The sequence below is a fragment of the Burkholderia sp. WP42 genome, assembly GCF_000745665.1.
Taxonomy (GTDB): domain Bacteria; phylum Pseudomonadota; class Gammaproteobacteria; order Burkholderiales; family Burkholderiaceae; genus Burkholderia; species Burkholderia vietnamiensis.
Map to the genome: position 1 here is coordinate 19,529 of NZ_JQJT01000034.1, position 26,215 is coordinate 45,743.

General features: G+C 66.0%; 20 protein-coding genes and 1 pseudogene. 17 read left to right on the plus strand and 4 right to left on the minus strand.

What is annotated here, in order from left to right; translation table 11 throughout:
• Nucleotides 1-51: 51 nt before the first annotated feature.
• From EX20_RS20360 to EX20_RS20375, 6 genes and pseudogenes are all read left to right on the plus strand, one after another.
• Nucleotides 52-1,155 carry an efflux RND transporter periplasmic adaptor subunit gene (locus EX20_RS20360; protein ID WP_081350671.1) on the plus strand — a complete coding sequence of 368 codons (1,104 nt, stop codon included), beginning with the start codon at nucleotides 52-54 and terminating at the stop codon, nucleotides 1,153-1,155.
• Complete coding sequence (locus tag EX20_RS20365; protein ID WP_034194526.1) at nucleotides 1,152-4,238, plus strand: efflux RND transporter permease subunit; 3,087 nt, start codon at nucleotides 1,152-1,154, stop codon at nucleotides 4,236-4,238. Before EX20_RS20360 ends, EX20_RS20365 begins: the two co-directional genes overlap by 4 nt.
• A gap of 47 nt (nucleotides 4,239-4,285) precedes the next feature.
• Complete coding sequence (locus EX20_RS20370; RefSeq protein ID WP_034194556.1) at nucleotides 4,286-5,758, plus strand: efflux transporter outer membrane subunit; 1,473 nt, start codon at nucleotides 4,286-4,288, stop codon at nucleotides 5,756-5,758.
• A 242-nt stretch (nucleotides 5,759-6,000) separates the two neighbouring features.
• Entirely contained in the window at nucleotides 6,001-6,156 is a 156-nt protein-coding gene (locus tag EX20_RS32050; RefSeq protein WP_155121979.1) for a hypothetical protein, read from the plus strand.
• Nucleotides 6,114-6,257: pseudogene (locus EX20_RS32935) on the plus strand (RES domain-containing protein); the annotation flags it as partial. The gene EX20_RS32050 and the pseudogene EX20_RS32935, both read left to right, overlap by 43 nt.
• 365 nt (nucleotides 6,258-6,622) lie before the next feature.
• On the plus strand, nucleotides 6,623-7,783 hold the full coding sequence (locus EX20_RS20375) for a GGDEF domain-containing protein (protein WP_011882664.1): 1,161 nt from the start codon (nucleotides 6,623-6,625) through the stop codon (nucleotides 7,781-7,783).
• A 25-nt stretch (nucleotides 7,784-7,808) separates the two neighbouring features.
• On the opposite strand, the gene EX20_RS20380 is transcribed toward EX20_RS20375, so the two are convergent.
• Entirely contained in the window at nucleotides 7,809-8,687 is an 879-nt protein-coding gene (locus tag EX20_RS20380; protein WP_224383328.1) for a LysR family transcriptional regulator, read from the minus strand.
• Between the two features lie 198 nt (nucleotides 8,688-8,885).
• Between EX20_RS20380 and EX20_RS20385 the strand changes: the two genes are divergently transcribed.
• From EX20_RS20385 to EX20_RS20405, 5 genes are all read left to right on the plus strand, one after another.
• A complete protein-coding gene (locus tag EX20_RS20385; protein WP_034194527.1) occupies nucleotides 8,886-10,058 on the plus strand; it encodes a CaiB/BaiF CoA transferase family protein in 1,173 nt (390 codons plus the stop codon).
• A complete protein-coding gene (locus EX20_RS20390) occupies nucleotides 10,055-10,894 on the plus strand; it encodes an HTD2 family dehydratase (RefSeq protein WP_034194528.1) in 840 nt (279 codons plus the stop codon). The genes EX20_RS20385 and EX20_RS20390 overlap by 4 nt, the downstream gene beginning before the upstream one ends.
• 48 nt (nucleotides 10,895-10,942) lie before the next feature.
• Complete coding sequence (locus EX20_RS20395) at nucleotides 10,943-12,292, plus strand: MFS transporter (protein WP_034194529.1); 1,350 nt, start codon at nucleotides 10,943-10,945, stop codon at nucleotides 12,290-12,292.
• An 89-nt stretch (nucleotides 12,293-12,381) separates the two neighbouring features.
• Nucleotides 12,382-13,236, plus strand: coding sequence for an HpcH/HpaI aldolase/citrate lyase family protein (locus EX20_RS20400; RefSeq protein ID WP_051974452.1), 855 nt, complete (start codon nucleotides 12,382-12,384; stop codon nucleotides 13,234-13,236).
• Between the two features lie 336 nt (nucleotides 13,237-13,572).
• A complete protein-coding gene (locus tag EX20_RS20405; protein ID WP_034194530.1) occupies nucleotides 13,573-15,000 on the plus strand; it encodes an MFS transporter in 1,428 nt (475 codons plus the stop codon).
• Between the two features lie 114 nt (nucleotides 15,001-15,114).
• On the opposite strand, the gene EX20_RS20410 is transcribed toward EX20_RS20405, so the two are convergent.
• Entirely contained in the window at nucleotides 15,115-16,515 is a 1,401-nt protein-coding gene (locus tag EX20_RS20410) for an LLM class flavin-dependent oxidoreductase (protein WP_034194531.1), read from the minus strand.
• On the minus strand, nucleotides 16,512-17,771 hold the full coding sequence (locus EX20_RS20415; protein WP_034194558.1) for an acyl-CoA dehydrogenase family protein: 1,260 nt from the start codon (nucleotides 17,769-17,771) through the stop codon (nucleotides 16,512-16,514). Before EX20_RS20415 ends, EX20_RS20410 begins: the two co-directional genes overlap by 4 nt.
• Nucleotides 17,772-18,098: 327 nt before the next feature.
• On the opposite strand from EX20_RS20415, the gene EX20_RS20420 reads away from it, so the two are divergent.
• Nucleotides 18,099-19,337, plus strand: a complete 1,239-nt coding sequence (locus tag EX20_RS20420) for an SfnB family sulfur acquisition oxidoreductase (protein ID WP_011882655.1) — start codon at nucleotides 18,099-18,101, stop codon at nucleotides 19,335-19,337.
• 279 nt (nucleotides 19,338-19,616) lie between these two features.
• On the opposite strand, the gene EX20_RS20425 is transcribed toward EX20_RS20420, so the two are convergent.
• Entirely contained in the window at nucleotides 19,617-20,429 is an 813-nt protein-coding gene (locus tag EX20_RS20425) for a DNA-binding transcriptional regulator (protein WP_034194532.1), read from the minus strand.
• Nucleotides 20,430-20,593: 164 nt separating this feature from the next.
• Between EX20_RS20425 and EX20_RS20430 the strand changes: the two genes are divergently transcribed.
• From EX20_RS20430 to dmpG, 5 genes are read left to right on the plus strand one after another with little or no spacing between them, the layout of a single operon-like run.
• Nucleotides 20,594-22,441 (plus strand): bifunctional 3-(3-hydroxy-phenyl)propionate/3-hydroxycinnamic acid hydroxylase, encoded by a 1,848-nt coding sequence (locus tag EX20_RS20430; RefSeq protein ID WP_034194533.1) that lies wholly within the window; start codon nucleotides 20,594-20,596, stop codon nucleotides 22,439-22,441.
• Between the two features lies 1 nt (nucleotide 22,442).
• Nucleotides 22,443-23,396 (plus strand): 3-carboxyethylcatechol 2,3-dioxygenase, encoded by a 954-nt coding sequence (locus tag EX20_RS20435; protein WP_011882652.1) that lies wholly within the window; start codon nucleotides 22,443-22,445, stop codon nucleotides 23,394-23,396.
• A 4-nt stretch (nucleotides 23,397-23,400) separates the two neighbouring features.
• Nucleotides 23,401-24,189 (plus strand): 2-keto-4-pentenoate hydratase, encoded by a 789-nt coding sequence (mhpD, locus tag EX20_RS20440; RefSeq protein WP_011882651.1) that lies wholly within the window; start codon nucleotides 23,401-23,403, stop codon nucleotides 24,187-24,189.
• A 17-nt stretch (nucleotides 24,190-24,206) separates the two neighbouring features.
• Nucleotides 24,207-25,154 (plus strand): acetaldehyde dehydrogenase (acetylating), encoded by a 948-nt coding sequence (locus EX20_RS20445; protein ID WP_011882650.1) that lies wholly within the window; start codon nucleotides 24,207-24,209, stop codon nucleotides 25,152-25,154.
• A 15-nt stretch (nucleotides 25,155-25,169) separates the two neighbouring features.
• Complete coding sequence (gene dmpG / locus EX20_RS20450) at nucleotides 25,170-26,192, plus strand: 4-hydroxy-2-oxovalerate aldolase (RefSeq protein ID WP_319000006.1); 1,023 nt, start codon at nucleotides 25,170-25,172, stop codon at nucleotides 26,190-26,192.
• Nucleotides 26,193-26,215: the final 23 nt, after the last annotated feature.

Sequence of the window (26,215 nt, forward strand, 5' to 3'; positions counted from 1 at the left end):
CGGGCGCGGCGGCTCCACCCAAACTGACGTCATGACTGATTCATTGGGGAGATATCGGTGAGACGCTCTGTGTTCCTTGCCGCAGGCGCGTTGGTCGTCCTGTCCGGCGCATTGTTCCTTTGGCGCACGGAACGTGTATCGGCGGCCGATCGGCCTGCGTCGCCACCGGCGCCGTTGCCGGTCGAAACCATCGTCGTGAAGCCGCAGGCCGATGCGCCGACGCTCGAGGCGGTCGGCTCGCTCGAAGCGGTGCGGCAGGTGACCATCGCGCCGGAAGTCGCCGGCCGCGTCGTCGACATCCGGTTCGTCGCGGGCTCGCGCGTGAGCGCCGGGCAAACGCTCGTGCAACTGTACGATGCACCCGAGCAGGCGAAGCTCGCCGGCTTGCAGGCGAAGGCCGACTATACGCGCCGGCAGTTCGACCGCGCCGTGCAGCTCGTGCCGAACGGCGCCGAGCCGAAGGCGACATTCGACGCACGCCGCTACGAGCTCGACGCCGCGCGCGCCGATATCCGCGAGACTCGAGCGGTCATCACGCAAAAGCTGATTCGCGCGCCGTTTCCCGGCGTGATCGGCTTGCGCCGCGTGAACCTGGGGCAGTACCTGAACCCGGGCGATCCGATCGCGACGCTGACGGATCTCGGCGTGTTGTACGCGAACTTCACGGTGCCGCAGAAGGAGTTGAGCCGCGTGTCGCTCGGCCAGACGGTGCGTGTGACGACGGATGCGTATCCGGGCCGGACCTTCGAAGGCCACGTGACGGCGATCGAGCCGCAGGTCGGCGACGAGACTCGCAACATCACCGTGCAGGCCACGGTGACCAATACCGGCCAGTTGCTGCGCCCCGGCATGTATATCGACGCGCATCTGGCGCTGCCCGGCCGCGACGCGGTGATCAGCGTGCCGGATACCGCCGTGCAGACCTCCCAGGCGGGCGACACCGTGGTGGTGGTCGAGCAGCGCGACGGGCGCGGCGTCGGCGTTGCGCGCGTGCGCCAGGTGCGTGCCGGCGCGCGCGAGCGTGGCCGCATCGTCATCGAGGACGGGCTGCGCGCCGGCGACGTGGTCGTGACGACCGGGCAGTTGCGCGTCGCACCGGGCGCGAAGGTGCAGGCGCTCGCCGATGCGGGCACACGACGGGAGACGGTGCGATGAGCCAGACCACGCAAGGCGCGCGTTTCACCGACATCTTCGTGCGGCGGCCGGTGCTGTCGATCGTCTGCAGCCTGCTGATTTTGCTGGTGGGCCTGCGCTCGCTCGGTGCGCTGCCGGTGCGCCAGTATCCGATGCTGGAGAGCGCGACGATCAGCGTCGAGACGGCCTATCCCGGTGCGTCGCAGGCGTTGATGCAGGGCTTCGTGACGACGCCGATCGCCCAGTCGATCGCAACCGCGGACGGCATCGAGTATTTGACCTCCACGTCCACGCAGGGCAAGAGCGTCGTGAAGGCGCGGCTGCGCCTGAATGCGAACGCCGATCGCGCGATGACCGAAATCATGGCGAAGGTGCAGGAGGTCAAGTACAAGATGCCCGAGGGTGCGTACGACTCGGTGATCACCAAGCTGACCGACGCGCCCACGGCCGTGATGTATCTGGGCTTCTCGAGCGATACGTTGTCGATCCCCGAGATCACCGACTACGTGGTGCGCGTGGCGCAGCCGCTGGTCACCACGGTGCCGGGCGTCGCCTCCGCCGAAATCGTCGGCGGCCAGAATCTCGCGATGCGCGTCTGGCTCGACGCGTCGCGGCTCGCCGCGCACGGGCTGTCGGCCGGCGATGTCGCGGCCGCGCTGAAGGCGAACAACGTGCAGGCTGCGCCGGGCCAGTTGAAGGGCGCGCTGACCGTCGCCGACATTTCCGCGAACACCGACCTGACCGACGTCGGCGCGTTCGGCAACCTCGTCGTGAAATCGGAGGCGAACGGCAGTTTCGTGCGCTTGCGCGACGTCGCGACGATCGAGCTGGGCGGCCAGCAATACAACGCGAGCGCGCTGATGAACGGGCGCCGCGCGGTCAACATCGCGATCAACGCGACGCCGTCGGGCAACCCGCTCGACATCGTGCGCGGCGTGCAGGCGTTGCTGCCGACGATGGAGCGCAGCAAGCCGGCCAGCATCAGGATCGGCGACGTGTTCGACGTCGCGCGCTTCGTCAACGCGTCGATCGACGAGGTGCGCGAGACCATCATCGAGGCGATCGCGATCGTCGTGGTCGTGATCTTCCTGTTCCTCGGCTCGTTCCGTGCGGTCGTGATCCCGGTCGTGACGATTCCGCTCGCGCTCGTCGGCTCGGCCGCGCTGATGCTGGCCGCGGGCTTCTCGCTGAACCTGCTCACGTTGCTCGCGATGGTGCTGGCGATCGGGCTCGTCGTGGACGACGCGATCGTCGTCGTCGAGAACATTCACCGGCACATCGAATCCGGCGAGCCGCCCGCGCGCGCGGCGCTGCTCGGCGCGCGCGAGATCGCGTCGCCGGTGATCGTGATGACCATCACGCTCGTTGCGGTGTATGCGCCGATCGGGCTGATGGGCGGGCTGACCGGCTCGTTGTTCCGCGAGTTCGCTTTCACGCTCGCGGGGGCGGTGTGCGTGTCCGCGGTGATCGCGTTGACGCTCTCGCCGATGCTCAGCTCGCTGCTGCTCGACAGCCGGATGTCGGAGGGCCGTGTTGCGCGGGCGATCGAACACACGCTGTCGCGCGTCACGCACGCGTACCGGCGCCTGCTGCATGCGAGCCTCGGCGCGCGGCCGGCGGTGCTGGTGTTCGGCGCGGGCGTCCTGTTGGGCATCGGCCTGCTGTTCAGCGGCGTGAAGCGCGAACTGGCGCCGCAGGAGGATCAGGGCTCGATCATGCTGCAGGTGAAGGCGCCGCAGTATGCGAATCTGGACTACCTCGAACGCTACGCGCCGCAGATCGAGACGGTGTTCCGCTCGCTGCCGGAAGCGGATACCAGCTTCGTGTTGAACGGTGTCGGCGGCGCGAATCTCGGCTTCGCCGGCGTGAACCTCGTCGACTGGTCGAAGCGCACGCGCAGTGCGGCCGACCTGCAGGCGCGGGTGCAGGCGGGCGCGAACGCGATCGCCGGCGACCAGGTGTTCACGTTCCTGCTGCCGTCGCTGCCCGCGTCGAGCGGCGGCCTGCCGATCCAGATGGTGCTGCGCGCGCCGGCCGATTTCAACGGCATCTTCGCGACGATGGACAAATTGAAGGCTGCCGCGTCGAAGAGCGGGCTGTTCGCGGTGGTCGACAGCGATCTGACGTTCGACAGCCGTGCGGTCGGCGTAACGATCGACCGCAACCAGGCGAATGCGCTCGGCGTGACGATGAAGGACATCGCCGATACGCTCGCGGTGCTCGTGGGCGAGAACTACGTGAACCGCTTCGATCACGACGGCCGCTCGTACGACGTGATTCCGCAGGTCGCGCGCGCCGAGCGCCTGTCGTCGGACATGCTGAACCGCTACTACGTGAAGACGCGCGGCGGCAAGATGGTGGCGCTGTCGACCGTCGTGCGCGTGTCGAACGGCAGCCAGGCCAACGCGCTCACGCAGTTCAATCAGATGAACTCGGCGACCCTGTCGGCGGTGGGCGCGCCGGGCGTGACGATGGGGCAAGCGGTCGAGTTTCTGCAGAAACAGCCGCTGCCGGCCGGCTACGAGATCGACTGGCTCGGCGAATCGCGGCAGTACGTGCAGGAAGGCAACCGGCTGACGGTCACGTTCGTGTTCGCGCTCGTCGTGATCTTTCTGGTGCTCGCCGCGCAGTTCGAGAGCCTGCGCGATCCACTGGTGATCCTCGTGTCGGTGCCGCTGTCGGTGTGCGGCGCGTTGGTGCCTCTGTACCTCGGCTTCGCGACGCTGAACATCTATACGCAGATCGGGCTCGTGACGCTGATCGGCCTGATTTCCAAGCACGGGATCCTGATGGTGAGCTTCGCGAACGAACTGCAACGCACGCAGCACCTCGACCGCCGCGCGGCGATCGAGCACGCGGCCGCGGTACGGCTGCGGCCGATCCTCATGACGACGGCCGCGATGGTCGCCGGGCTCGTGCCGCTGATTTTCGCGCGCGGCGCGGGCGCGGCCAGCCGCTTCGCGATCGGGATCACGGTCTCGACCGGCATGCTGGTCGGTACGCTGTTCACGCTGTTCGTGCTGCCGACCGTGTACACGCTGATCGCGAAGCGCCATCGCGAGGCCGCGAACAGCGAGCGCGCCCGCGTGCTGGAGACCGTATGACGATGCAATCTGCAACGCGTGCCGCGATGGGACGCAACGAGGGCAACATGAATGGATTTCGCATGGCGGCCGCCGCGGCGCTCGCGCTGTTCGCCACCGGCTGCACGATGGCGCCGCATTACACGCGGCCCGACGCGCCCGTCGCGCAGGCGTACCCGGCCGGCGGCGTCTACGCGACACAGCCCGCTGCGGCCGGCACGCGCAGCGCCAACGGCCAGGCGGCGAGCGCCATCGGCTGGCGCGAATTCTTCGCCGATCCGCGCCTGCAGCGGCTGATCGAGATCGCGCTGAACAACAACCGCGACCTGCGCGTCGCGGTGCTGAACATCGAGGCGTCGCGCGCGCAGTACCAGATCACGCGCGCAGGGCTGTTCCCGACCCTCGACGGCACCGGCTCCGGCAGCATCCAGCGCTATCCCGCCGGCGTGTCGACGACGCGCCAGCCGCTCATCACGCGCACCTACAGCGTCGGGCTTTCCGCGTCGTGGGAGCTCGACCTGTTCGGCCGCGTGCAGAGCCTGAAGGATCAGGCGCTCGCGCAATACCTGTCGACCTCGTATGCACGGCAGGCCACCGAGATCTCGCTCGTGTCGCAGGTCGCGGACCAGTATCTGACGCTGCTGTCGACCGAGGACCTGCTGAAGGTCACGGAGAACACGCTGAAGACCGCGCAGGCGTCGTACGACCTGACCAAGCTGCAGTTCGACAACGGTACGGGCTCCGAGCTCGATCTGCGTCAGGCGCAGACGGTCGTCGAGCAGGCGCTCGCGAACCAGCAGGCGCAGGCGCGTGCGCGGGCGCAGGCGGTGAATGCGCTGGTGCTGCTGATCGGCGAGCCGCTGCCTGACGATCTGCCGGCCGGCATGTCGCTCGACGCGCAGAACCTGCTCACCGACGTGCCGGCGGGCCTGCCGTCGGACCTGCTCACGCGTCGTCCCGACGTGATGCAGGCCGAGCAGACGCTGCTGGCCGCGAACGCGAACATCGGCGCGGCGCGCGCGGCGTTCTTCCCGCGCATCTCGCTGACGGCCGCGTTCGGCACCGCGAGCCCGACGCTCGGCGGGCTGTTCAAGGCCGGCACGGCGGCGTGGTCATTCGCGCCGCAACTGACGATGCCGATCTTCGAAGGCGGGCAGAACATCGCGAACCTGAACCTCGCGAACGTGCAGAAGCGCATCGAGATCGCGAACTACGAGAAGGCGATCCAGTCGGCGTTCCGCGAGGTGTCGGACGGTCTTGCCGCGCGCGGCACGTACGACTTGCAGATCGCCGCGCTCGAGCGCAACGAGCACGCGCAGCAGCGTCGCTTCGATCTGTCGGACCTGCGTTACAAGAACGGTGTCGACAGCTATCTGTCGGTGCTGACCGCGCAGACGGATCTGTATTCCGCGCAGCAGTCGCTGATCAGCGCGCGCCTCGCGCGCTGGACCAACCTCGTCGATCTGTATCGTGCGCTGGGCGGCGGCTGGATCCAGCACGCCGGCGAGACGCCGCGCGCGCCGGATGCGTCGGCCGATTAGCGCCCGGCGTGGTCATCCGGCTGGAGCGGTAAACGTCGAAACAGGGAGGCCGACCACGCCGGGACCGAAGCGATGTGCGGAGCGGACAGCTGCACCGAGACGATGTTCACGATGGCGAGACTGGATGGCTTCGTGCCGGCCGATCGTCCGCTGCGCCCGATTCCGCCGTCGGCGAATCCGCGTGGCTCCGGTATCAGATTGACTATAATCGCGCATCATTTGATACCTGCCAGGGAGCCGCCATGTTGCTCGTCACCCCTGAAGCCGTGGCTGCGGTCATGGAGTTGCAGCCGGTCCCGCACACGCTGGCGGAATTGGAGGCGCTCGTGCGCGACGGCCTGCCGAAGTCTGCGCCGTCCCTTCCGTCGTCGTCCGGGCAGCGTTCGACGTGCTGGTGAATCCGGCACATCCCGACGCGGCGCGAATCGTCGTGACAGATCCTCGACCCGTGGTGTGGGATGAACGCCTCTTTGCCATGCCACTGGCCGGGCAGTCATAGAAGTCGATGGTGGTCTGCCGCGGCTTCATACAAATAGCTGGGTCTTTGCAATGCCGCGCTCAGTGACAACCTTATTGCGCGGCGTGCAGCCTCACGACTTCCGCAGGGTTTCGGATGTCTGGTCAACGGCGACGGGCGAGGCGACATCTCCGCATCCCCGACGGTGGCGGCTTTATTTTGGTCTACGAGCGATGCATGACGTCGCCCGCCTCGGAATCGGGGCTACATGACACCGCGTCCCGTGGCATCCCGCTGCAGACCGCCACGTCCACGAGATTTTTCAAGAATCCGACGCATTTGCCGTAATCTCGATAGACCCTTAACCTTTTCCTCGTCGTGGCGGGGATACCGCGTTGACGACGGCGATGAAAGTCGATCTGGCTACCCTCTATCTTCTAGTGATCGGCACCTTGTGGGCCAGTTCCGCCATGACATATTGGGAGCACGTATCGCATCCCAAGCGCAGCAACGAACTGCGAATGCTGGCGGCCGGATATGCGACGCTCGGGATCGGTTGCGCCGTGGCCGCGTTCCGGCTTGAACTGCTGGGCGCCGCGGGCGCGGCTGTAAGCAATCTCGTGATTCTGAGCGGCTATCTACTGGTTCTGCGCGCTGTGGCAATGTTCAACGGCCGGCGGTATCTCGCAGGCTCGATCGGCCTGCTGATCTTGATGGGGTTGACCTGGGCGGCGGCCGGCGCGCGCGGGCAGGCCGCCGTATGGCTCTATGCCAGCGCGCTGCCCATCGCGCTCGTCTCCGCGATGACGGCCCTCGAACTGACACGACGCGACGGGATGCCGGCCGTTCAAGCTCGACGCGTCGCTGTGGCGGTGACGGGCATCCATGCACTGTTCTACGCTGCCAGAGCCTTCGTCCTGCCTTGGGTGGTCCCGGTCTTTGGAACGAGCGCACTGTCGATTTCGAGCAAGATCACGATGTACGAAGGCGTGCTCTATTCGGTCGTTTTGCCGATGACGCTACTTCGGCTCACCCGCGAGGAGGTTCACGGCGAACTCCTGCAAGAGTCCCGTACGGATTACCTGACGCGCCTGGGAAATCGCAGGCTGTTCTTCGAAGAGGGGGAGCGAATCATCAACGATTGCGCGATACGTCGACGCCCGGTCACGCTCCTTGCATTTGATCTCGACCACTTCAAGAAGATCAACGATCGCTATGGGCACAAAACCGGCGACGAGGTGCTGAGATCGTTCGCGGGCGTGGTTCGCGCCAGTACCGACGCGAACACGATTCTGGCGCGCATCGGTGGTGAAGAATTCGCTGCTCTGCTGCCCGATCACGACAGCCATCGCGCGAACGAGATCGGCGAAAGCATTGCGAGCCAGTTTGCCAGGATGGTCCACAGCGCCGACGATCATCGGATTTCCGCAACCGTCAGCATTGGCCTGGCGACGTCGAATTCCGAGGTGCCTTCACTCACCGATTTGCTCGCAGCGGCAGATCAGGCGCTATATCGGGCGAAGTCGCAAGGCGGCAGTCAGCTGATTCATCATGCTGAAGGACGATAGCTAGACCAAGCCACACCTTGGCGTATCACTCCGAAGGATGGCACAGCATGCTGATCAGCTTGTCGCGGTACAGGTTCTTCTCCGCCGGATTGCGCTGTACGCAGACGTGGAGATTGCGCTGAGACCAGGGCTCGATTAGCGGGATGACCGCGACCTTGCCTTCGTCGGATGATTCAATCGCCGTCCGCGGAACGATGCCGATTCCGGCTCCCGACGATACGAGCCGAGCGATAGCCCGATAACCGGATACCTGCACGCGAATGTCGAGTCGTCCGTCGAGCGCGGCGGCATGATTCACCAGAAACGTGTGCAGTGCAGCCCCTGATTGCAGACTGATGAACGGCTGACCCAGGCACGCCGCGAAGCTGACTTCGCTTTGCCTCGCGAGCGCGTGCGTCACGGGCGCGAGCAAGACCAGCTGGTCCTTCTTGTACGGTACGAATCGCAGCGCCGAATGCTCGGATTCCAATGCCACCACACCCACGTCCGCTCGACCGGCCACCACGGCGCCCACGATGTCGTGGCTGAGTCTCTCTTCCAGTGTGATGCGCACGCTCGGGAACGCCGCGAAGAAACGAGCGAGATCGTCCGGCAGATGGGAGCTGATCGCGTTGTTGTTGGCGAATACGGTGACGTGCCCGGTCAGTCCTTCGGCGAAAGGCAAAAGATCCGAGCGCATCTGGTCGAGTTGAGCGAGACAACGCCGTGCGTGCTCCACGAGCACCTGGCCCGCCGCCGTCAGCGCGACGCCTCTCGGATGCCGGCTCAGCAACGTCACGCCTACCGAGCCTTCAAGATTCTTCACGCGAAGGCTCGCGGACGATGGCGCAAGGTGGCAGCGTTCAGCGCCGCGCGAGACGTTGCCCTCTTCGGCGACGGCGACGAACACCTTCAGGTCAGTCAAGTCATAGCTCATCGTGTTCGAATTTCGCGAAGATGATGCCGGCTTTATAGCATAGCAGTACCGGCCGGCATGCACGGGAGCGATTGCTGCATTGCACGATTTCGTGAATCACGAACGATTCCTTCGTGAAATCTCGCTGTAATCGACCGCGGCGTTTTCCGATACTGATAGCCATCATCCCAACTCAGGAAGGCAGTGATGGCCGCATCTGTTGCTGAAACACCGTCGGCGAAGCCGCTCGCCGGCGTAGTCGTCGTCTCCATCGAACAGGCCCTGGCGGCGCCTCTGTGCACCGGTCGCTTGGCGGAAATGGGGGCGCGAGTCATCAAGATCGAACGCGCGGAAGGCGATTTCGCGCGCGGCTACGACGCGGCCGCGAACGGCCAATCGTCGTATTTCGTGTGGACGAATCGCGGCAAGGAATCGGTCGTGCTGGACTTCAAGGACGCCGATGACGCCGCACTCCTGCATCGGTTGATTGCGCACGCAGACGTCTTCGTTCAGAACCTGGCTCCCGGCGCATTGGATCGAGCTGGATTCGGCAGTGAAAAACTGCGCGAAATGCACACGCGTCTGATCACGTGCGATATCAGCGGCTACGGCACGAACAACGCCGCTAGCAATCTCAAGGCGTACGACCTTCTCGTGCAGTGCGAAAGCGGTCTCGCGGGTATCACGGGCGCACCGGATGCGTGCGGGCGCGTGGGCGTTTCGATTTGCGACATCGGCGCGGGGATGAACGCGACCATTGCAGTGCTGTCGGCGCTCGCGCTTCGCTCGAGCACGGGCAAGGGCTCGGGTGTCTCGGTTTCGTTGTTCGACGGCGCGGCGGACTGGATGACGATTCCCTATGTTCACCAGGTTTACGGAAACGGAGCGCCTACGCGTCAGGGGCTGAAGCATCCTTCCATTGCGCCGTATGGCGCCTTCAAGACCAACGACGGCGACGACATCGTCATCAGCATTCAGAACGAGCGCGAGTGGCGTCAGTTCTGCTCGGCGTTCCTGCAGCAACCGGACGCGGCAGAAGACTCGCGCTTCTCGTCCAACACGAAGCGCGTGCAAAACCGCGAAGCCCTCGATCGGGTGATTGCCGAAGCATTCGCCAGGCTCGACTCCAGTGAAGCACTGCAACGCCTGTCAACCTCGAACACCGCCTACGGTCAGGTTCGCTCGGTTGCCCAGATGGCTGAACACCCTGCGCTGCGGACGTGGCCGATGACGGTCGACGGAGAAGAATTGCGCATGATTGCGCCGGCGGTTCGCGCGCCGTGGGACAGCCAGCACTTTGATGCAGCGCCTCGATTGGGTGAACACACGGAGCGCATTCGGGCCGAGTTCGCCACGAAGCAAGTGGGAGAATTCGCATGAGCGGCGTCGATATTTCGCACCTGCGCGAATGGATCGGCAAGAGCGAGTGCAGCCGTGACGTCCTGTCGTCGCGTCACGCGCGGCTGATGGCCGCGACCCTCGGCATTCCGCAGTCCGGCTTCGTCGACGGCGCACGCTTGCCCCCGCTTTGGCATTGGCTCTATTTCCTGAGCGGTGAGGCGCCTTCGGCGCTCGGCCGAGATGGACACCCCGCACGAGGCGGCTTCCTGCCTCCCGTGCCGTTGCCGAACCGCATGTGGGCCGGCGGCAAGCTCGAATTTCATGGCGACCTGCCGCTTGGCGCAGAAGTGGAAAGGCGTTCAAGCATCGCATCGGTCGAACACAAACAAGGACGCAGTGGCGAACTCGTCTTCGTGACCGTCCTGCATGAAGTCGTGCGCGAAGGGGAGGTGCTTGTCACCGAGCACCACGACATTGTCTACAAGGAAGCGTCGAAGGTCGGTGCTACACCTGCGCAAACGAACATGCCGCCACCGCAGCGGACGCGTCGCGTGAAACCCGATTCGACGATGCTGTTCCGCTACTCCGCGCTGACGTTCAACGGCCATCGCATTCATTACGACGCGGACTACTGCCGAGCGGTCGAAGGCTATCCGAATCTCGTGATTCACGGCCCCCTCAACGCAACGCTCCTTGCGAGCTTCGCCGAGGAAGTGAGCGGACGTCGCCTGAAGCAGTTCCGTTATCGCGGCGTTCAGCCGTCGCTACTGGGCAACGAATTGGAGCTCAACGCCGCGCCAGACGGCGACCAGCTCGTCGTCTGGGTGAGCTTGCCCGGCGGTGCAGTGTCCATGCGAGCCGAAGCCTCGTTCTGAACGCACACACGCCTGCCTCGACAAAATTTCTCAAGATTGGAGACATAGATGCACCCGAACGCCCGTCATGGTCAGGCCGTTGCCTCGACCCAGTCGAAGGACTCGAAGCGCATTGAGCGCCGCGCCGCAATCGCAAGCGTCATAGGCACCACGATCGAGTGGTACGACTTCTTCATCTACGGCACCGCAGCCGCCCTGATTTTCCCGAAGCTGTTCTTTGCACACGGCAGCTCGGAAGGCCTCATGGAGTCGTTCGCCACGATCTTCGTGGGCTTTCTGTCGCGCCCCTTGGGCGGCGCCATCTTCGGGTACATGGGCGACCGTGTGGGCCGTAAATCGACGCTCGTCGCCACGCTGACCTTGATGGGCGTCGCGACGTTGCTCGTGGGCTTGCTGCCCACCACGCAACAGATCGGACCCGCTGCCGGCTGGCTGCTCATCGGACTTCGGTTCCTCCAGGGCATCGGCGTGGGCGGCGAGTGGGGCGGCGCCGTGCTCCTCTCGATGGAAAGTCATCAAGGCAAGCGTCGCGGCTTCATGGCGTCGCTGCCGAATGTCGGCGTGCCGCTCGGCCTCGTCATCTCGGTGCTGGTCTGGAGCGTCTGCAGCCGCTTGAGCGGCGACTCGCTGATGGACTTCGGCTGGCGAGTTCCCTTCTATGCAAGCGGTGTGCTTCTGGTGTTCGGCCTGCTGATTCGCATGGGCGTGCCGGAGACCAGGGATTTCGTCGAGGCCAACCAGTCGGTCGACCGCACCAGGAGTCCTGTTCGGGAAGCCATCAGAACCGAGTGGAAGGCGATATTGCTGTCGGCACTCGTCCGTCCCGGCGAACAGGCCGCGTTCTACATGCTCACGTCGTTCGCCATGCTGTACGGCTCGAAGAACCTCGGCCTCGGCAAGGGGTTCATCCTGAACGCGGTGTTGATTGCCGCCGTTGTCGCGTGTTTCGCGTTGCCGTACTTTGGGCATCTGGCGGACCGTATCGGCCGTCGCAAGACCTACATGTCGGCAGCCGTCTGCATGATGCTGTTCGCTTTCCCGTACTTCGCGTTGCTCAATACGAAGATTCCGCTCGCCGTCATTGCGGGCACGGTCATCATCATGGTCATTCACGCGGCGCTCTACGGGTCGCAGGCCGCCTTCATCGCCGAGTCGTTTCCTCCCGGCATTCGCTACAGCGGTGCGTCGCTCGGATACCAGGGCGCCTCGATCATTGCCGGCGGCCCCGCGCCGATGATTTCGCTCTGGCTGTTTCGGACGTTCCATTCCGCATACGCCGTTGCCGCTTTTCTCGCGGCCATGTCTCTCATCAGCGCCTGCGCGGCGTTCTTCCTCGGCCGGCAACGGACTGTCGAACCGAAGGCGGTATCGGAGCGTCTCGTAGAGGCTGCTCGCTAAGGAAAGCAGCGGGCGCTCTCGATCGCTTGTCGCGATGCTACTGCGGTCGCGTCTCATCAGGACGCCCGCTCACCTCCAGGACAAATCTTATGTATCCGAGATCCTATTTGTTCGTTCCCGGCAATCGACCGGAACGATTCGACAAAGCGTGTGCTGCGGGCGCAGACGCAGTCATCCTCGACCTTGAAGACGCCGTGCCATCCACCGCGAAAGCGCAGGCTCGTGACGCCGTCGTGTCGTGGCTTGGAAAAGGCGGGCGAGCGTACGTCCGAGCGAACGCGGTCGGTACCGCGTGGTACCAGGACGATATAGCGGCCCTTCGGACCTGCCCGAGCCTGCAGGGCATCGTGGTCCCCAAGGCCGAGCGAGCCGACCTGCTCTCGAACCTCGCGAACGAGATCTCCGATGAAGCGGTGTTGTTGCCGCTCATCGAGACCGCGGTTGCATTTGACGACCTCCGCTCGCTGGCGAAGGCGCCGAAAGTCGCGCGCCTCTTGTTTGGCACCTTGGACTTTCAGGTCGACACCGGTATTCAAGGTGACGGCGATGAACTCGTGTATTTCCGCTCACAACTGACCATCGCGTCACGGATTGCCGGCATCGCGGCCCCGGTGGACGGAGTCACTGCTGCAATCGATGACGCTCAGCGGATCCGCAGCGACACGGTTCGAGCCCGCAATCTCGGTTTCAGGGGCAAGCTGTGCATCCACCCAAAACAGATCGAGCATGTACACGCGGCTCTGCGCCCTTGCCCGGAAGAGCTCGCGTGGGCGCGACGAGTCCTTGCTGCCGTTCAGGAAAGCGACGGCTCGGCCATTAGCGTCGATGGAAAAATGGTGGACGCTCCTGTCATTGCGAAAGCGAACGACATCGTAAGCAGTTCGGCCAGCGCATACGATCTTCTTCCTGAAATGCCTGCGCATTCCCCCGGAATTCCACGTTGAACGATAGAAGAGGGGATCGAGGTTTCCCGACGGAGTGGGGCGTCGGTCGGCTAGACCGTGAGGACATCGACGCCGCGCTGACGAAGATCGTCGACAAGCGCTCCTGCCGAGCGCGCCAGCCGGCCAACGTTATGACGCAGCCCGATTAATTTATCGCTTTATATCGCTTGGGATACCGGGATCGGCGGAACAGAATGCCCGCTGCCGGAATGCAATCACGTCAGCCTGTCGACGCGCCCGCGTTCCGTCTAAATCCCGCCGATCGCGAATGCACCAGCCCGGGCTCCGGCTCCACGCCGGCCTCGGCGTGCATTCCGCCAAACCCCAAGGAATGCGATGAGTTCGATCGATCTAAGCCCTGCAACACCGGTTTCCGCTCCCATCCGCTCGGCCAGCGACGTCGCGCGCCTGATCAATACCGTGGACAGTTCGGTCAGCCATGCGCGGATGATCGTGCTGCTGGCGCTCGGCGGCGTGTTTCTCGACGCGTACGACCTCACGACGCTGTCCTACGGCATCGACGACGTCGCGCGCGAATTCGGGCTGACGCCCGCGCTGACCGGGCTCGTCGGTTCGGCGATCATGATCGGCACGATCTTCGGCAGCCTGATCGGCGGCTGGCTGACCGACCGGATCGGCCGCTATCAGGTGTTCATGGCCGACATGCTGTTCTTCGTGGTCGCGGCGATCGCGGCCGGCCTCGCGCCGAACGTCTGGGTGCTGATCGCGGCCCGCTTCGTGATGGGGCTCGGCGTCGGCATCGACCTGCCCGTCGCGATGGCGTTTCTCGCGGAATTCTCGAAGTTCAACGGGCGCGGCAACAAGGCGTCGCGGCTCGCGGCGTGGTGCCCGATGTGGTACGTCGCGTCGTCGGTCTGCTTCCTGCTGATCTTCGGCCTGTATTTCCTGTTGCCGGCCGAGCACGCGGGATGGCTGTGGCGCGCATCGCTGATCTTCGGGGCGGTGCCGGCGCTCGTCATCATCCTGTTCCGCAACCGGTTCATGAACGAATCGCCGCTGTGGGCCGCGAACCAGGGCGACCTGGCCGATGCCGCGCGCATCCTGCGCGAGTCGTACGGCATTCACGCGCATGAGGCCGACGATGCGCGGCGCGAGCCGAGTCCGCCGCCCGTGCGGATCCGCGTGCTGTTCCAGCGCCCGTATCTCGGGCGCACGATCGTCGCCAGCGCGATGAACCTGTGCATTCCGTTCGAGTACACGGCGATCGCGTTCTTCCTGCCGTCGATCCTGTCGCAGTTTCTCGGCGCGGGCGTGTTCGAAACGATCGCGGCGTCGCTTGCGCTGAACGTGCTGTTCGCGTTCACGGGCGGCTTGCTGGGCATGCGCCTCGCGTATCGCTATCCGTCGCGCCATGTCGCGATCGCCGGCTTCGCGCTGCAGACGATCGCGCTGGTCGCGCTGGCGCTCGCCGGGCATCCGCACGGCGCGATCGCGGTGGGCGTCGTGCTGCTGATGCTCGGGACCTGGCTGTTCGCCGAAGGATTCGGCCCCGGTGCGCAGATGATGATCTATCCGACGCTGTCGTATCCGGCCGCGATCCGCGGCACCGGCGTCGGCTTCGGACGCTCGCTGTGCGGCATCGGCCAGGCGCTCGCGCTGTTCGTGCTGCCGATCCTGCAGGCGCGTCTCGGCACCGACATGTTCTGGGTCGTCGCGGTCAGCGCGGTCACGCCGATCGCGTTCCTGCTGATCGTGCGGTACGAACCGACGGCGCACGACATCGACGACGAAAGCGTCGCGTGAACGCGCGGGGCATCGACCGCCCCGAAAAGCGCCAACGGCTTCGTCGAACCGCACGAAGCCGTTGGTATTGCAGCCGGTCGGCCCGCACGCGGGCAGACCGGCCTCGACATCCCGCTACGCGCCGACCGCCTCGCGCTCGGCTTCGCGCTTGACCTGCTCGATATCGCGAAACTGCGCGGCGGGATGCTCGTCGGGCAGCCGCGCCGAGCCGCCGAACAGCTTTTCGCGCAGCGTGCCCGGCGCATACGCGCTCGGATACACGCCGCGGCGCTGCAACTCGGGCACGAGATGGTGCACGACGTCCTCGAAGGTTTCGTGCGCAACCGCATACGCGAGATTGAAGCCGTCGACGTCGGTCGCCGCGACCCATTCCTGCAGGATGTCCGCGACGGTCGCGGCGGAGCCGACGAACACCGGCCCCATTCCGCCGATACCGCCCCACGTGGCCAGCGCCTCGATCGTCCACGCGGTGTCGCCGCCCGCCAGGTGCTCGACGGCCGACACGATGGCATTCGTTTCGACGCGCCGCACGGGATCGGTCGGCGCGTACTGGCCGAAGTCGATGCCGGTCCAGCCCGACATGAACACCAGCGAGCCATCGTACGACACGTAGCGGCGGTACTCGTCGAACTTGGCCTGCGCCTTTTCGTCGGTTTCGTCGACGATCACCGTGACGAGGTTGTAAATCAGCACCTTGGCGGGATCGCGGCCTGCCGCGGCGGCCTGCGCACGCACGTCGGCCACGTAGCGTGCGAGCTGCTCGCGGGTGGGCGCGGCGACGAACACGCATTCCGCGTGCTGCGCGGCGAACGCCTTGCCGGGGCCGGACGCGCCGGCCTGGAACAGCACCGGCGTGCGCTGCGGCGACGGTTCGCACAGGTGGTAGCCGGGCACGTCGAAGAAGCGGCCCTTGTGGCCGATCTCGTGCACTTTCTCGGGATGCGTGAACACGCGGCCGTCGCGATCGCGCACCACCGCGCCATCCTCCCAGCTGCCCTCGAACAGCTTGTACAGCACCTCGACGTATTCGGCCGCGACCGCGTAGCGGTCGTCGTGCGTGCGCAGGCCCTGGTCGCCGACGTTCTTCGCGCCGCTCTCCAGGTACGACGTGACGATGTTCCACGCGAGCCGGCCCTTCGTGTGATGGTCGGCCGTCGACAGGCGGCGCGCGAACGTGTACGGGTGCTCGAACGTCGTCGACGCGGTAATGCCGATCCCGAGATGCTCGGTCGCCATCGCGATCGGCGCGGCGAGCTGCAGCGGATCGTTGACCGGGATCTGCGCGGCCTGATGCAGCGCGTGATAGTTGCTGCCCTGGTAGACGTCGTAATAGCCGATCACGTCCGCGATGAAGATCGCGTCGAAGATTCCGCGCTCGAGCACGCGGGCGAGGTCGGTCCAGTAGTCGAGGTCCTTGTACTGCCACGAGCGGTCGCGCGGATGCGCCCACAGGCCCGGCGACTGGTGGCCGACGCAGTTCATCTCGAACGCGTTGAAACGGATCGTCTTGCTCATCGTGCGCCTCCCGCTTCCACGCCGGTGCCCGCACCGTTGCCGACGCGCCAGACGAACGGCGGCGTGCGGCCGTTGACGACCCAGTCGCCGACGATCCGCGCCTTGTAGACGAGCGGATTGTGCGACGACACCGTGCGCGCGTTGCGCCAGTGGCGGTCGAGTGCGGTCGTGGTGCGCGTCGCGGACGCGCCGAGCGCGTCGAACAGGCGCGTCGCCGCGCGCAGCACGAGTTCGGACACGACGAGCTGGCTCTGCGCGGATTCGATCTCGGCCGCGACGTTCGCCGCGTGCTCGATCGCTTCGTCGTCGCCGAAGCGCGCTTCATAGGCCTGTTGCAGCGGCTGCGCGGCGCGCAGCGCGAGCGCGTCGGCCGCATACGCCCACGACGCGATCTCGCCGATCACCTGCTGCAGCTGCACGTCGTCGCCCGCGCGCGGTGCGTTGCCGTGGCTGTACACGCGCGTCCGGTTGCGCACGAGCTCGCCGGCGTCGCGTACGATCGCGTGGCCGATGCCGGCCAGCGTCGCGACGTGGAACAACTGGTAGAACGCGGTCTGGTACTTGAAGCGGCGCGCGAAGTCGATCACGTGGTCGGCATCGACGGTCGCATCCTCGAAGCGCGTGGTGCCGCTGCCGGTCGTGGTCTGGCCGAAGCCGTCCCAGTCGTCCTCGCGGATCACGCTCGGCTGCGCGGTCGCGACCGCGACGATCACGTCGCTGCCGTCGTGCGCGCGCTGCGCGAACACGTCGATCCAGTCGGCGAACAGGCTGCCGGTGCTGTAGAACTTCCGGCCGTTCAGCACGAGCCGGCCGTTGCGCTCCGACACCTTCGTGACGGTCTGCCCGAGCGGCACGTCGCCGGCCTCCGACCACGCATTGCCGACCAGCTGGCCGCTGGCAAAGCGGTCGAACCAGGTCGTGCGCTGCGGCCCGGACGGGGCGTTCAGCCAGTCCTCGACGAACGCGAAATGCCCGCGCAATGCCTGCGGCAGATTGGAATCGGCGGCGGCCAGTTCGGTCAGCAGCCGGAACAGCTGCGGCAGCGAGGCGCCGGCGCCGCCGGCGCTGGCCGGCAGCCGCACCGCGCCGAAGCCTGCGGCCTTCAACCAGCCGATCGCCTCGTGCGGCAACTCGCGGCGGCGTTCGCGTTCGGCGGTGCCCGTGGCGATGCGCTCGAAGATCGGCCTGAACCGGCTCGCGAGTGCGTCGTAGTCGGTACCGGTGGATAGGTCGGGGGCAGCGTGCAACGAAGTCATGCGGTGTTCCTCGAAGAGCGGGCCGATTGCGCCGGGAGGCCAGTATAGGAAGCGCGACATGCGCGTTCCAATAACGGATTCGCAGATCGTTATCGTCGCTGGGTATTACCGCAGGCGCACCGCGATGCGGCGACGCCGGCGCGTCGATTGCGGCGCCGGCGCGTCGATTGCGGTGCCGGCGCGTCGATTGCGGTGCCGAAGCGCGTGTCGCCGGCGTCGATCGGGTCGTTTGTTATCCGGAGGAATATCGTTCCGAGAATCGCTCGTTTTTCCGGCCCGCGCTGCGCTGCTAGATTGAGTGCTTTCGCCATTCGACAGGAGAACCCGATGTCAGACACGAGCGCGACGATTCAGGAGCAGCCAGCCGATGTGCAACCACCCGCGGCCCGCGTGATCGCCGACGATGCGCAGGCGATCGCAGCCGCGCACGCGCTGGCGAAGCGGCTCGCGGAAGATGCCGCCGAGCGCGATCGCACGCGCCGCCTGCCGCGCGACGAAATCGAATGGTTCTCGCAGTCGGGGCTGTGGGCGATCACGGTGCCGAAGGCATACGGCGGCGCAGGCGTGTCGCATGTCACGCTGACCGAGGTCGTCAAGATCGTCGCGGCGGCCGATCCGTCGCTCGGGCAGCTGCCGCAGAATCATTTCGGGCTGGTCGACGTGATCGCGCTCACCGGCACCGACGCGCAGAAGCGCCATTTCTTCGCGGAGATACTGAGCGGCAAGCGCTTCGGCAACGGGTTCTCGGAGAAGGGCACGAAGCACGTGCTCGACCTGAAGACGCGGGTGCGCCGCGACGGAGACGACTATGTCGTCGACGGCACGAAGTTCTACTCGACCGGTGCGCTGTTCGCGCATTACGTACCGGTGCTCGGCCTCGACGACGCACGCCAGGCATGGCTCGCGTACGTGCCGCAACCGACGCCGGGGCTGGCCGTGATCGACGACTGGTCGGGATTCGGGCAACGCACGACCGCGAGCGGCACGGTCGTGCTCGATGCGGTGCGCGTTCCGGCGTCGCACGTGCTGCCCGCGCAGCGCGTGTCGGACGTGCCGACGCTCAACGGCCCGCTGTCGCAGATCATCCAGGCCGCGATCGACGCGGGCATCGCGAAGGCGGCCATCGACGATACGCTGGCGTTCGTGCGGACCCGCACGCGCCCGTGGGTCGACAGCGGCGTCGATCGTGCAGTCGACGATCCGCTGACGATTCGCGAGATCGGCCATCTGCACATCCAGCTGCATGCGGCCGAGGCATTGCTCGAACGCGCGGCACGCACGCTCGACGAGATCACGGCGCGCGGCGACGTGACCGAAGACGACGTTGCGCGCGCATCGGTCGCGGTCGGCGAGGCGAAGGTGCTGACGACCGAGGTGGCGCTGCTCGCGGGAGAGAAGCTGTTCGAGCTGGCCGGCACGCAGTCGACGCTCGCCGAGCACAATCTCGACCGGCATTGGCGCAACGCGCGCACGCATACGCTGCACGATCCGGTGCGCTGGAAATATCACCTCGTCGGCAACTACTACCTGAACGGCGTGCGTCCGGCACGCCATGCGTGGAACTGAGCCGCTCGTGGGCCGCCGATCGCGGCCCGATCGATCGTCGCGTTGGCGATTAGCCGCGCGGTACCGTCGAGCGCGAACCCGAGTGCGTCGACGACGAGAATCACGGCCGTCGGTTGGGAATACGCGCGCCGATCATGAATGCTTGAGAAGACGAGTAATCTTCTCGCGCAGTTGCATCGTCGCGATGGCCCGCATCGATGAACGTCCGCTGTTGCGTGCGGATTCGCCCCGTCGCGTGCCGACGCGACGGTGAGATAGACATTCGGCCGTTGCGGGATCCTACGTCGATGCGCGGGGACGCGCTTCCGACTCCTGCTTCAATGCTTCGGCAATATCCAGTGCTGCTTTTTGCAGCTCCGGCACATAGCGGCGCACGGCGTCTTCGAGCCGTACCGCGCGTGACAGGAAGATGACGTTGAGACTCGCGATCACGCGTTCGTCCGCGCTGATCGCGACCGCCACCGCACCGATCTTCGCCTGCGCGGTCCAGTCACCGTGGTTCGATCCGAAACCGTCGTCGCGCACACGTCGGATCAGCTTGCGCACGAGCGCATCGTTTCTCGCGAACGCCTGTTGCTCGTCACCGCCCGCACCGGAGCGCAGCAGTTCCAGAATATCCTCGCGCTCCTCGTCGGGGCACATTGCGAAGTAGGCGCGGCCCGCAGCCGTCAGCAACATCGGCAGGCGCCGCCCGACCATCGCGCGATGAAACGACAGCCGGCTGAAGCGATGCGTCGTCTCGCGGATGATCATCGCGTCGCCATCGGGCGTGGTCAGATCGGATGGCCATGCCACGCGCTGCAGCAACTGACCCATGATCGGCGGCGCCACGGTCGCGATGCGCTCGGTATCGGTGAATCCTTCGCTCAACGAACGCACCGCGAGCGTCAGGCGGAAGCTGTCGTCCGATGTGCTGCGGCGCACGAAACCTTCTTCCATCAACGTCTCGAGCAGACGGCGCACCGTGGTGCGATGCAGGCCGGTCAGATCGGCGAGTTGCTGACTCGTTGCATGGCCGTCTTCCATCGCGTTCAGCGCCCGCAGCACCTGCAGGCCGCGCGCCAGGCCGCGCACGTTTGTGTAGGTTGTCACGGCAAAAACCCCATTTAAATCAATCATGTGCATTCTATGCACATTCCTGAGATTTTGTTGAGAGGGTTTTCCGCCATCCCTAAACTGCGTCCATAAGCTGAACGAGCGACAGCCACGCGCTGCGTCGATTCAGCACAACGAACAAGTCCAGTCAGGAGACAAGCATGCGCCCCGCTTTTGAACCGGCGGCCGGCCTCGGCCGCGCTCATCCTCACGAAACGACACCTCGCTCGATCGACGCCGATGTCGCGATCATCGGTGCTGGCCCGGTCGGCCTGATGATCGCGAACATCCTCGGCCTGCAGGGCGTGCGCGTCGTCGTTGTCGAGAAGCTCACGCAGATCATCGACTATCCGCGCGCCATCGGGCTCGACGACGAAGCACTGCGCGTATTCCAGTCGGTCGGCCTCGCAGAGGCGCTGCTGCCGCACACCACGCCGAATCACTGGATGCGTTTCACGCTGAATGGGAAGTGCTTCGCGTCGATCGAGCCGCGCACCGACGAGTTCGGCTGGCCGCGCCGCAACGCCTTCATCCAGCCGCTCGCCGATCAGATCCTGTACCGCGGTCTCGAGCGTTTCGACCATGTGTCGACGCTGCTCGGCCACAACGTCGACCGCTTCGCGCAGGACGAGAGCGGCGTGACCATCGACGCGACCGATGCGCACGGCGTGCGCACGACGATCCGCGCCGCATACATGGTCGGCGCGGACGGCGGCAACAGCTTCGTGCGCCGCACGCTCGACGTGCCGTTCGAAGGGCGCACGAAGCCGAATCAATGGATCGTGATCGACGTGCGCAACGATCCGATCGGCTCCCCGCATGTCTATCTGCATTGCGACGCGCGGCGGCCCTACGTGTCGGCGGCGCTGCCGCACGGCATCCGGCGCTTCGAATTCATGGTGATGCCGGGCGAGACGGAGGAGGAGCTGTCGAAGCCGGAGAACATGGCGGCGCTGGTGCGCGGGGTGGTCGACGATCCTGACAAGGTCGACTACATCCGCCAGCGGGTCTATACGCACAACGCGCGGCTCGCGAGCGCGTTCCGCGTGAAGCGCATCCTGCTCGCGGGGGACGCCGCCCACATCATGCCGGTGTGGCAGGGGCAGGGTTACAACAGCGGGATTCGCGATGCGAGCAATCTCGGCTGGAAGCTCGCGATGGTCGTGAAGGGCACGGCGCGCGACGCGCTGCTCGATACCTACACGATGGAGCGGCGCGCCCACGCGCGCTCGATGATCCACCTGTCGGAAGTGGCCGGCGACATCTTCGCGCCGACGAGCTTCGTCGGAACGCGCGTGCGCGACGCGTTCGTGCGCTGCTTCGACGTGCTGCCGTCCCTGAAGCGCTACTTCGTCGAGATGCGTTTCAAGCCGATGCCGCGCTATGAAGACGGCGTCGTGCTGCTGGCACGACGCGCGCGGTCCGAAGGCATGCTCGCGCGGCTGATCGCCAGCCGGGGACACGGCGCGTTCGGGCGGCTGGTCGGTCTGATGAGCGAGAAGCGCGAATCGTTGCTCGGACGGATCGTGCACGGCCGCGATGCGCAGGCGGGGACGCCCGTGGGCCGCATGTACATCCAGCCGCGCGTGCGTGTCGCGGATGGCAGCATCGTCCGGCTCGACGATGCGATCGGCAACCGCTTCGCGATCCTGAGCTGGGGCACGGACCCGACCTTCGGCCTGACGCCCGAGGCGCGCCGCATCTGGAGCGCGCTCGGCGGATGCTTCGTGCTCGCGAAGCCCGACCCGCAGCTCGGCTTCCGCGACGACGTACCCGAAGACGTGATCGCGATCGGCGATGTCGACTCGCGCCTGCGCGACTGGTTCGCGCGGGTGCCGGAGTCGGTCGTGCTGTTGCGGCCGGACCGCTTCGTGGCAGGCATGTGCTCGCCGCAATGCGTATCGGAATGCGTGTCGCAGCTCGCCCAACGGCTGTCGCTTTCCGTGGCAACGGGCGCGCAGGCCGACGACGCGACGTTCGCGCCGGCCGCCGGCCTGGTGGGAGCCTGAGATGCCGATCCATCTCGAATGCATGTCGCACACGCCGCTGCACGGCTATTTCGATCCCGCGCCGGCAGTCGTTGCCGAAGTCGAGCGCGTGCAGCGCGCGGCGCGCGAGCGGGTCGACGCGTTCGATCCGGAGCTGGTGATCGTGTTCGCGCCGGATCACTACAACGGCTTCTTTTACGACGTGATGCCGCAGTTCTGCATCGGCGCAAGTGCGACGGCCGTCGGCGATTTCGGCAGCGCGGCCGGCCCGTTGCCCGTCGCGCGCGATGCGGCGCTCGCGCTCGCCGATGCGGCGCTCGCGAGCGATATCGACGTCGCCGTGTCGTATCGGATGCAGGTCGATCACGGCTGCGCCCAGGCGCTCGAGGTACTCACGGGCCGCATCGACCGCTTCCCGGTGGTACCCGTCTTCATCAACTCGGTTGCGCCGCCGATGGCGTCGTGCCGCCGCGCGCGCCTGCTCGGCGACGCGATCGGCCGTGTCGTCGCGCGCATGAACCGGCGCGTGTTGCTGATCGGCTCGGGCGGCATCTCGCATGAGCCGCCCGTGCCGGAAATCGCCGGCGCGGACGACGTCGTCGCGGAACGGTTGATCGCGGGCCGCAACCCGTCGCCCGCGTCGCGCGATGCGCGGCAATCCAGCACCGTCGCGGCGGCCAGGGCATTCGCAGCGGGCGACAGCCGCCTGCATCCGCTCAATCCCGCATGGGATCGCAGGTTCCTCGAATTGCTCGAACGCGGTGACCTCACCGCCGCCGATGGCCTCACGAACGAAGCGATCACGCGCGATGCGGGCAAGTCCGCGCACGAGATCCGCACGTGGGTCGCCGCATTCGGCGCACTTGCGGCGAGCGGCCCGTACGCGGCGTCGATCGATTACTACCGCGCGATTCCCGAATGGATCGCGGGTTTCGGCGCGATGCACGCGCGAGAGCGGACCCTTTCCAGGAGATAGAACCATGTCGGATGACAACAGCATTGCTTCGATGGCCGCGCGCCTGCGTGAAGCACAGGCGTCGGGCCGGACGATCGCACCGCTGCGCGATACCTGTCCGGGAGGCGACGCGACGCTCGCCTATGCGATCCAGCAGATCAACAACGACTTGCGCAAGACCAACGGCGAGCGTGTCGTCGGCAGGAAGATCGGCCTGACTTCGCCTGCGGTGCAGAAGCAGCTCGGCGTCGATCAGCCGGACTTCGGTGCGTTGTTCGCGTCGATGGCGTACGGCGACGGCGAGCCGATGCCGCTTGCGTCGTTGATCCAGCCGAAGGTCGAAGCGGAGATCGCGCTCGTGCTCGAACGCGACCTGACCGCAGAAAAACACACGTTCGCGGACCTCATCTCCGCGACCGCGTATGCCGTGGCCGCGATCGAGGTCGTCGACAGTCGCATCCGCGACTGGGACATCCGCTTTTTCGACACCGTCGCGGACAACGCATCGAGCGCGCTGTTCGTGCTCGGCAGCCGGCCGGTCCTGCTGCGCGACATCGATCTGACCGCGTGCGCGATGACGCTCGCGCAGGACGGCGAAGTCCTGTCGCGCGGCAACGGCGCTGCGTGCCTCGGCAATCCGCTGAATGCGGCCGCGTGGCTCGCGGACCGGATGGTCCGACTCGGCACGCCGCTGCGTGCGGGCGACGTCGTGCTGACGGGCGCGCTGGGCCCGATGGTCGCAGTGAAGGCGGCCGGCACCTATGCGGCGCACATCGACGGGCTCGGCAGCGTGCGCGCCACTTTCACCGAATGACGGACGGAGACATTCCCATGGCAACAGACAACACCCGGTGCAAGGCCGCGATCATCGGCTCCGGCAACATCGGCACCGACCTCATGATCAAGATCATGCGCAGCGGCAAGCACCTCGAAATCGCCGCGATGGTCGGCATCGATCCGGCCTCGGACGGCCTCGCGCGCGCCGCGAGGCTCGGCGTGGCGACGACGCATGAAGGCGTGGAAGGGCTCGCGCGCCTGCCCGTGTTCGACGAGATCGACTTCGTGTTCGATGCGACGTCGGCCGGCGCACATGTGAAGAACGACGCGTTCCTGCGCGCGCTCAAGCCCGGCATTCGGATGATCGACCTGACGCCCGCTGCCATCGGCCCGTACTGCGTGCCGGTGGTGAATCTCGACGCGCATCTCGATGCGCCGAACGTGAACATGGTCACGTGCGGCGGGCAGGCGACGATCCCGATGGTCGCCGCGGTGTCGCGCGTCGCAAAGGTGCATTACGCGGAGATCGTCGCGTCGATCAGCAGCAAGTCGGCAGGGCCGGGCACGCGCGCCAACATCGACGAGTTCACGGAGACGACGTCGAAGGCGCTCGAAGCGGTCGGCGGTGCCGGCAAGGGCAAGGCGATCATCGTGCTCAATCCGGCCGAGCCGCCGCTCATGATGCGCGACACGGTGTATCTGCTGTCCGAAGCGGCGGACCGCGCGCTGATCGAAGCGTCGGTCAGCGAGATGGCCGCTGCGGTCCAGGCCTATGTGCCCGGCTATCGGCTGAAACAGTCCGTGCAGTTCGACGACATCCCCGCCGCTGCGCCGTTGCATATCCCCGGACTCGGCCGTTTCAGCGGACTCAAGACTTCGATCTTCGTCGAAGTGGAGGGCGCGGCGCATTATCTGCCGGCCTACGCCGGCAATCTCGACATCATGACGTCCGCCGCGCTGGCAACGGCCGAGCGCATGGCCGCGTCGCTCGTGAACGCCTGACGCAAGGAGCACTCGATCATGCACAAGAAACTCTACATTTCCGATGTGACGCTGCGCGACGGCATGCACGCGATCCGTCATCAGTATTCGATTCAGAACGTGCAGGACATCGCCCGCGCGCTCGACGAGGCGAAGGTCGACAGCATCGAGGTCGCACACGGCGATGGCCTGCAGGGTTCGAGCTTCAACTATGGCTTTGGCGCGCACAGCGATCTGGAATGGATCGAGGCGGTAGCCGAGGTGGTGAAGCACGCGCAAATCGCGACGCTGCTGTTGCCCGGCATCGGCACGATTCATGACCTGAAGGCCGCGTACGACGCGGGTGCGCGTGTCGTCCGTGTCGCAACCCACTGCACGGAAGCGGACATTTCGAAGCAGCACATCGAATACGCACGCAGCCTCGGCATGGATACCGTCGGCTTCCTGATGATGAGTCACATGACGACGCCCGACCATCTCGCGATCGAAGCGAAAAAAATGGAAAGCTATGGCGCAACCTGCGTGTACGTGGTGGATTCCGGCGGCGCGATGAACATGCACGACATCCGCGCGCGCTTCCGGGCGCTCAAGGCAGCGCTTCGCCCGGAGACCCAGACGGGCATGCATGCCCATCACAACCTGAGCCTCGGCGTCGCCAACTCGATCGCCGCGGTCGAGGAAGGTTGCGATCGCATCGATGCGAGCCTGGCGGGCATGGGCGCGGGAGCGGGCAACGCGCCGCTCGAAGTGTTCATCGCGGCGGCCGAGCGCCTTGGCTGGCACCACGGCACCGATCTCTATCGGCTGCTCGACGCGGCCGACGACATCGTGCGCCCGTTGCAGGACCGGCCGGTGCGGGTCGACCGCGAAACGCTCGCGCTCGGCTATGCGGGGGTGTATTCGAGCTTTCTGCGGCATGCCGAAATCGCGGCGAAGAAATACGGCCTGAAAGCCGTCGACATTCTCGTCGAACTGGGCAAGCGACGCATGGTGGGCGGTCAGGAAGACATGATCGTCGACGTCGCGCTCGATCTGAAGAAGCGCGAAGCACGCGCCTGAACCATCCGATATGCCAGGCGCCA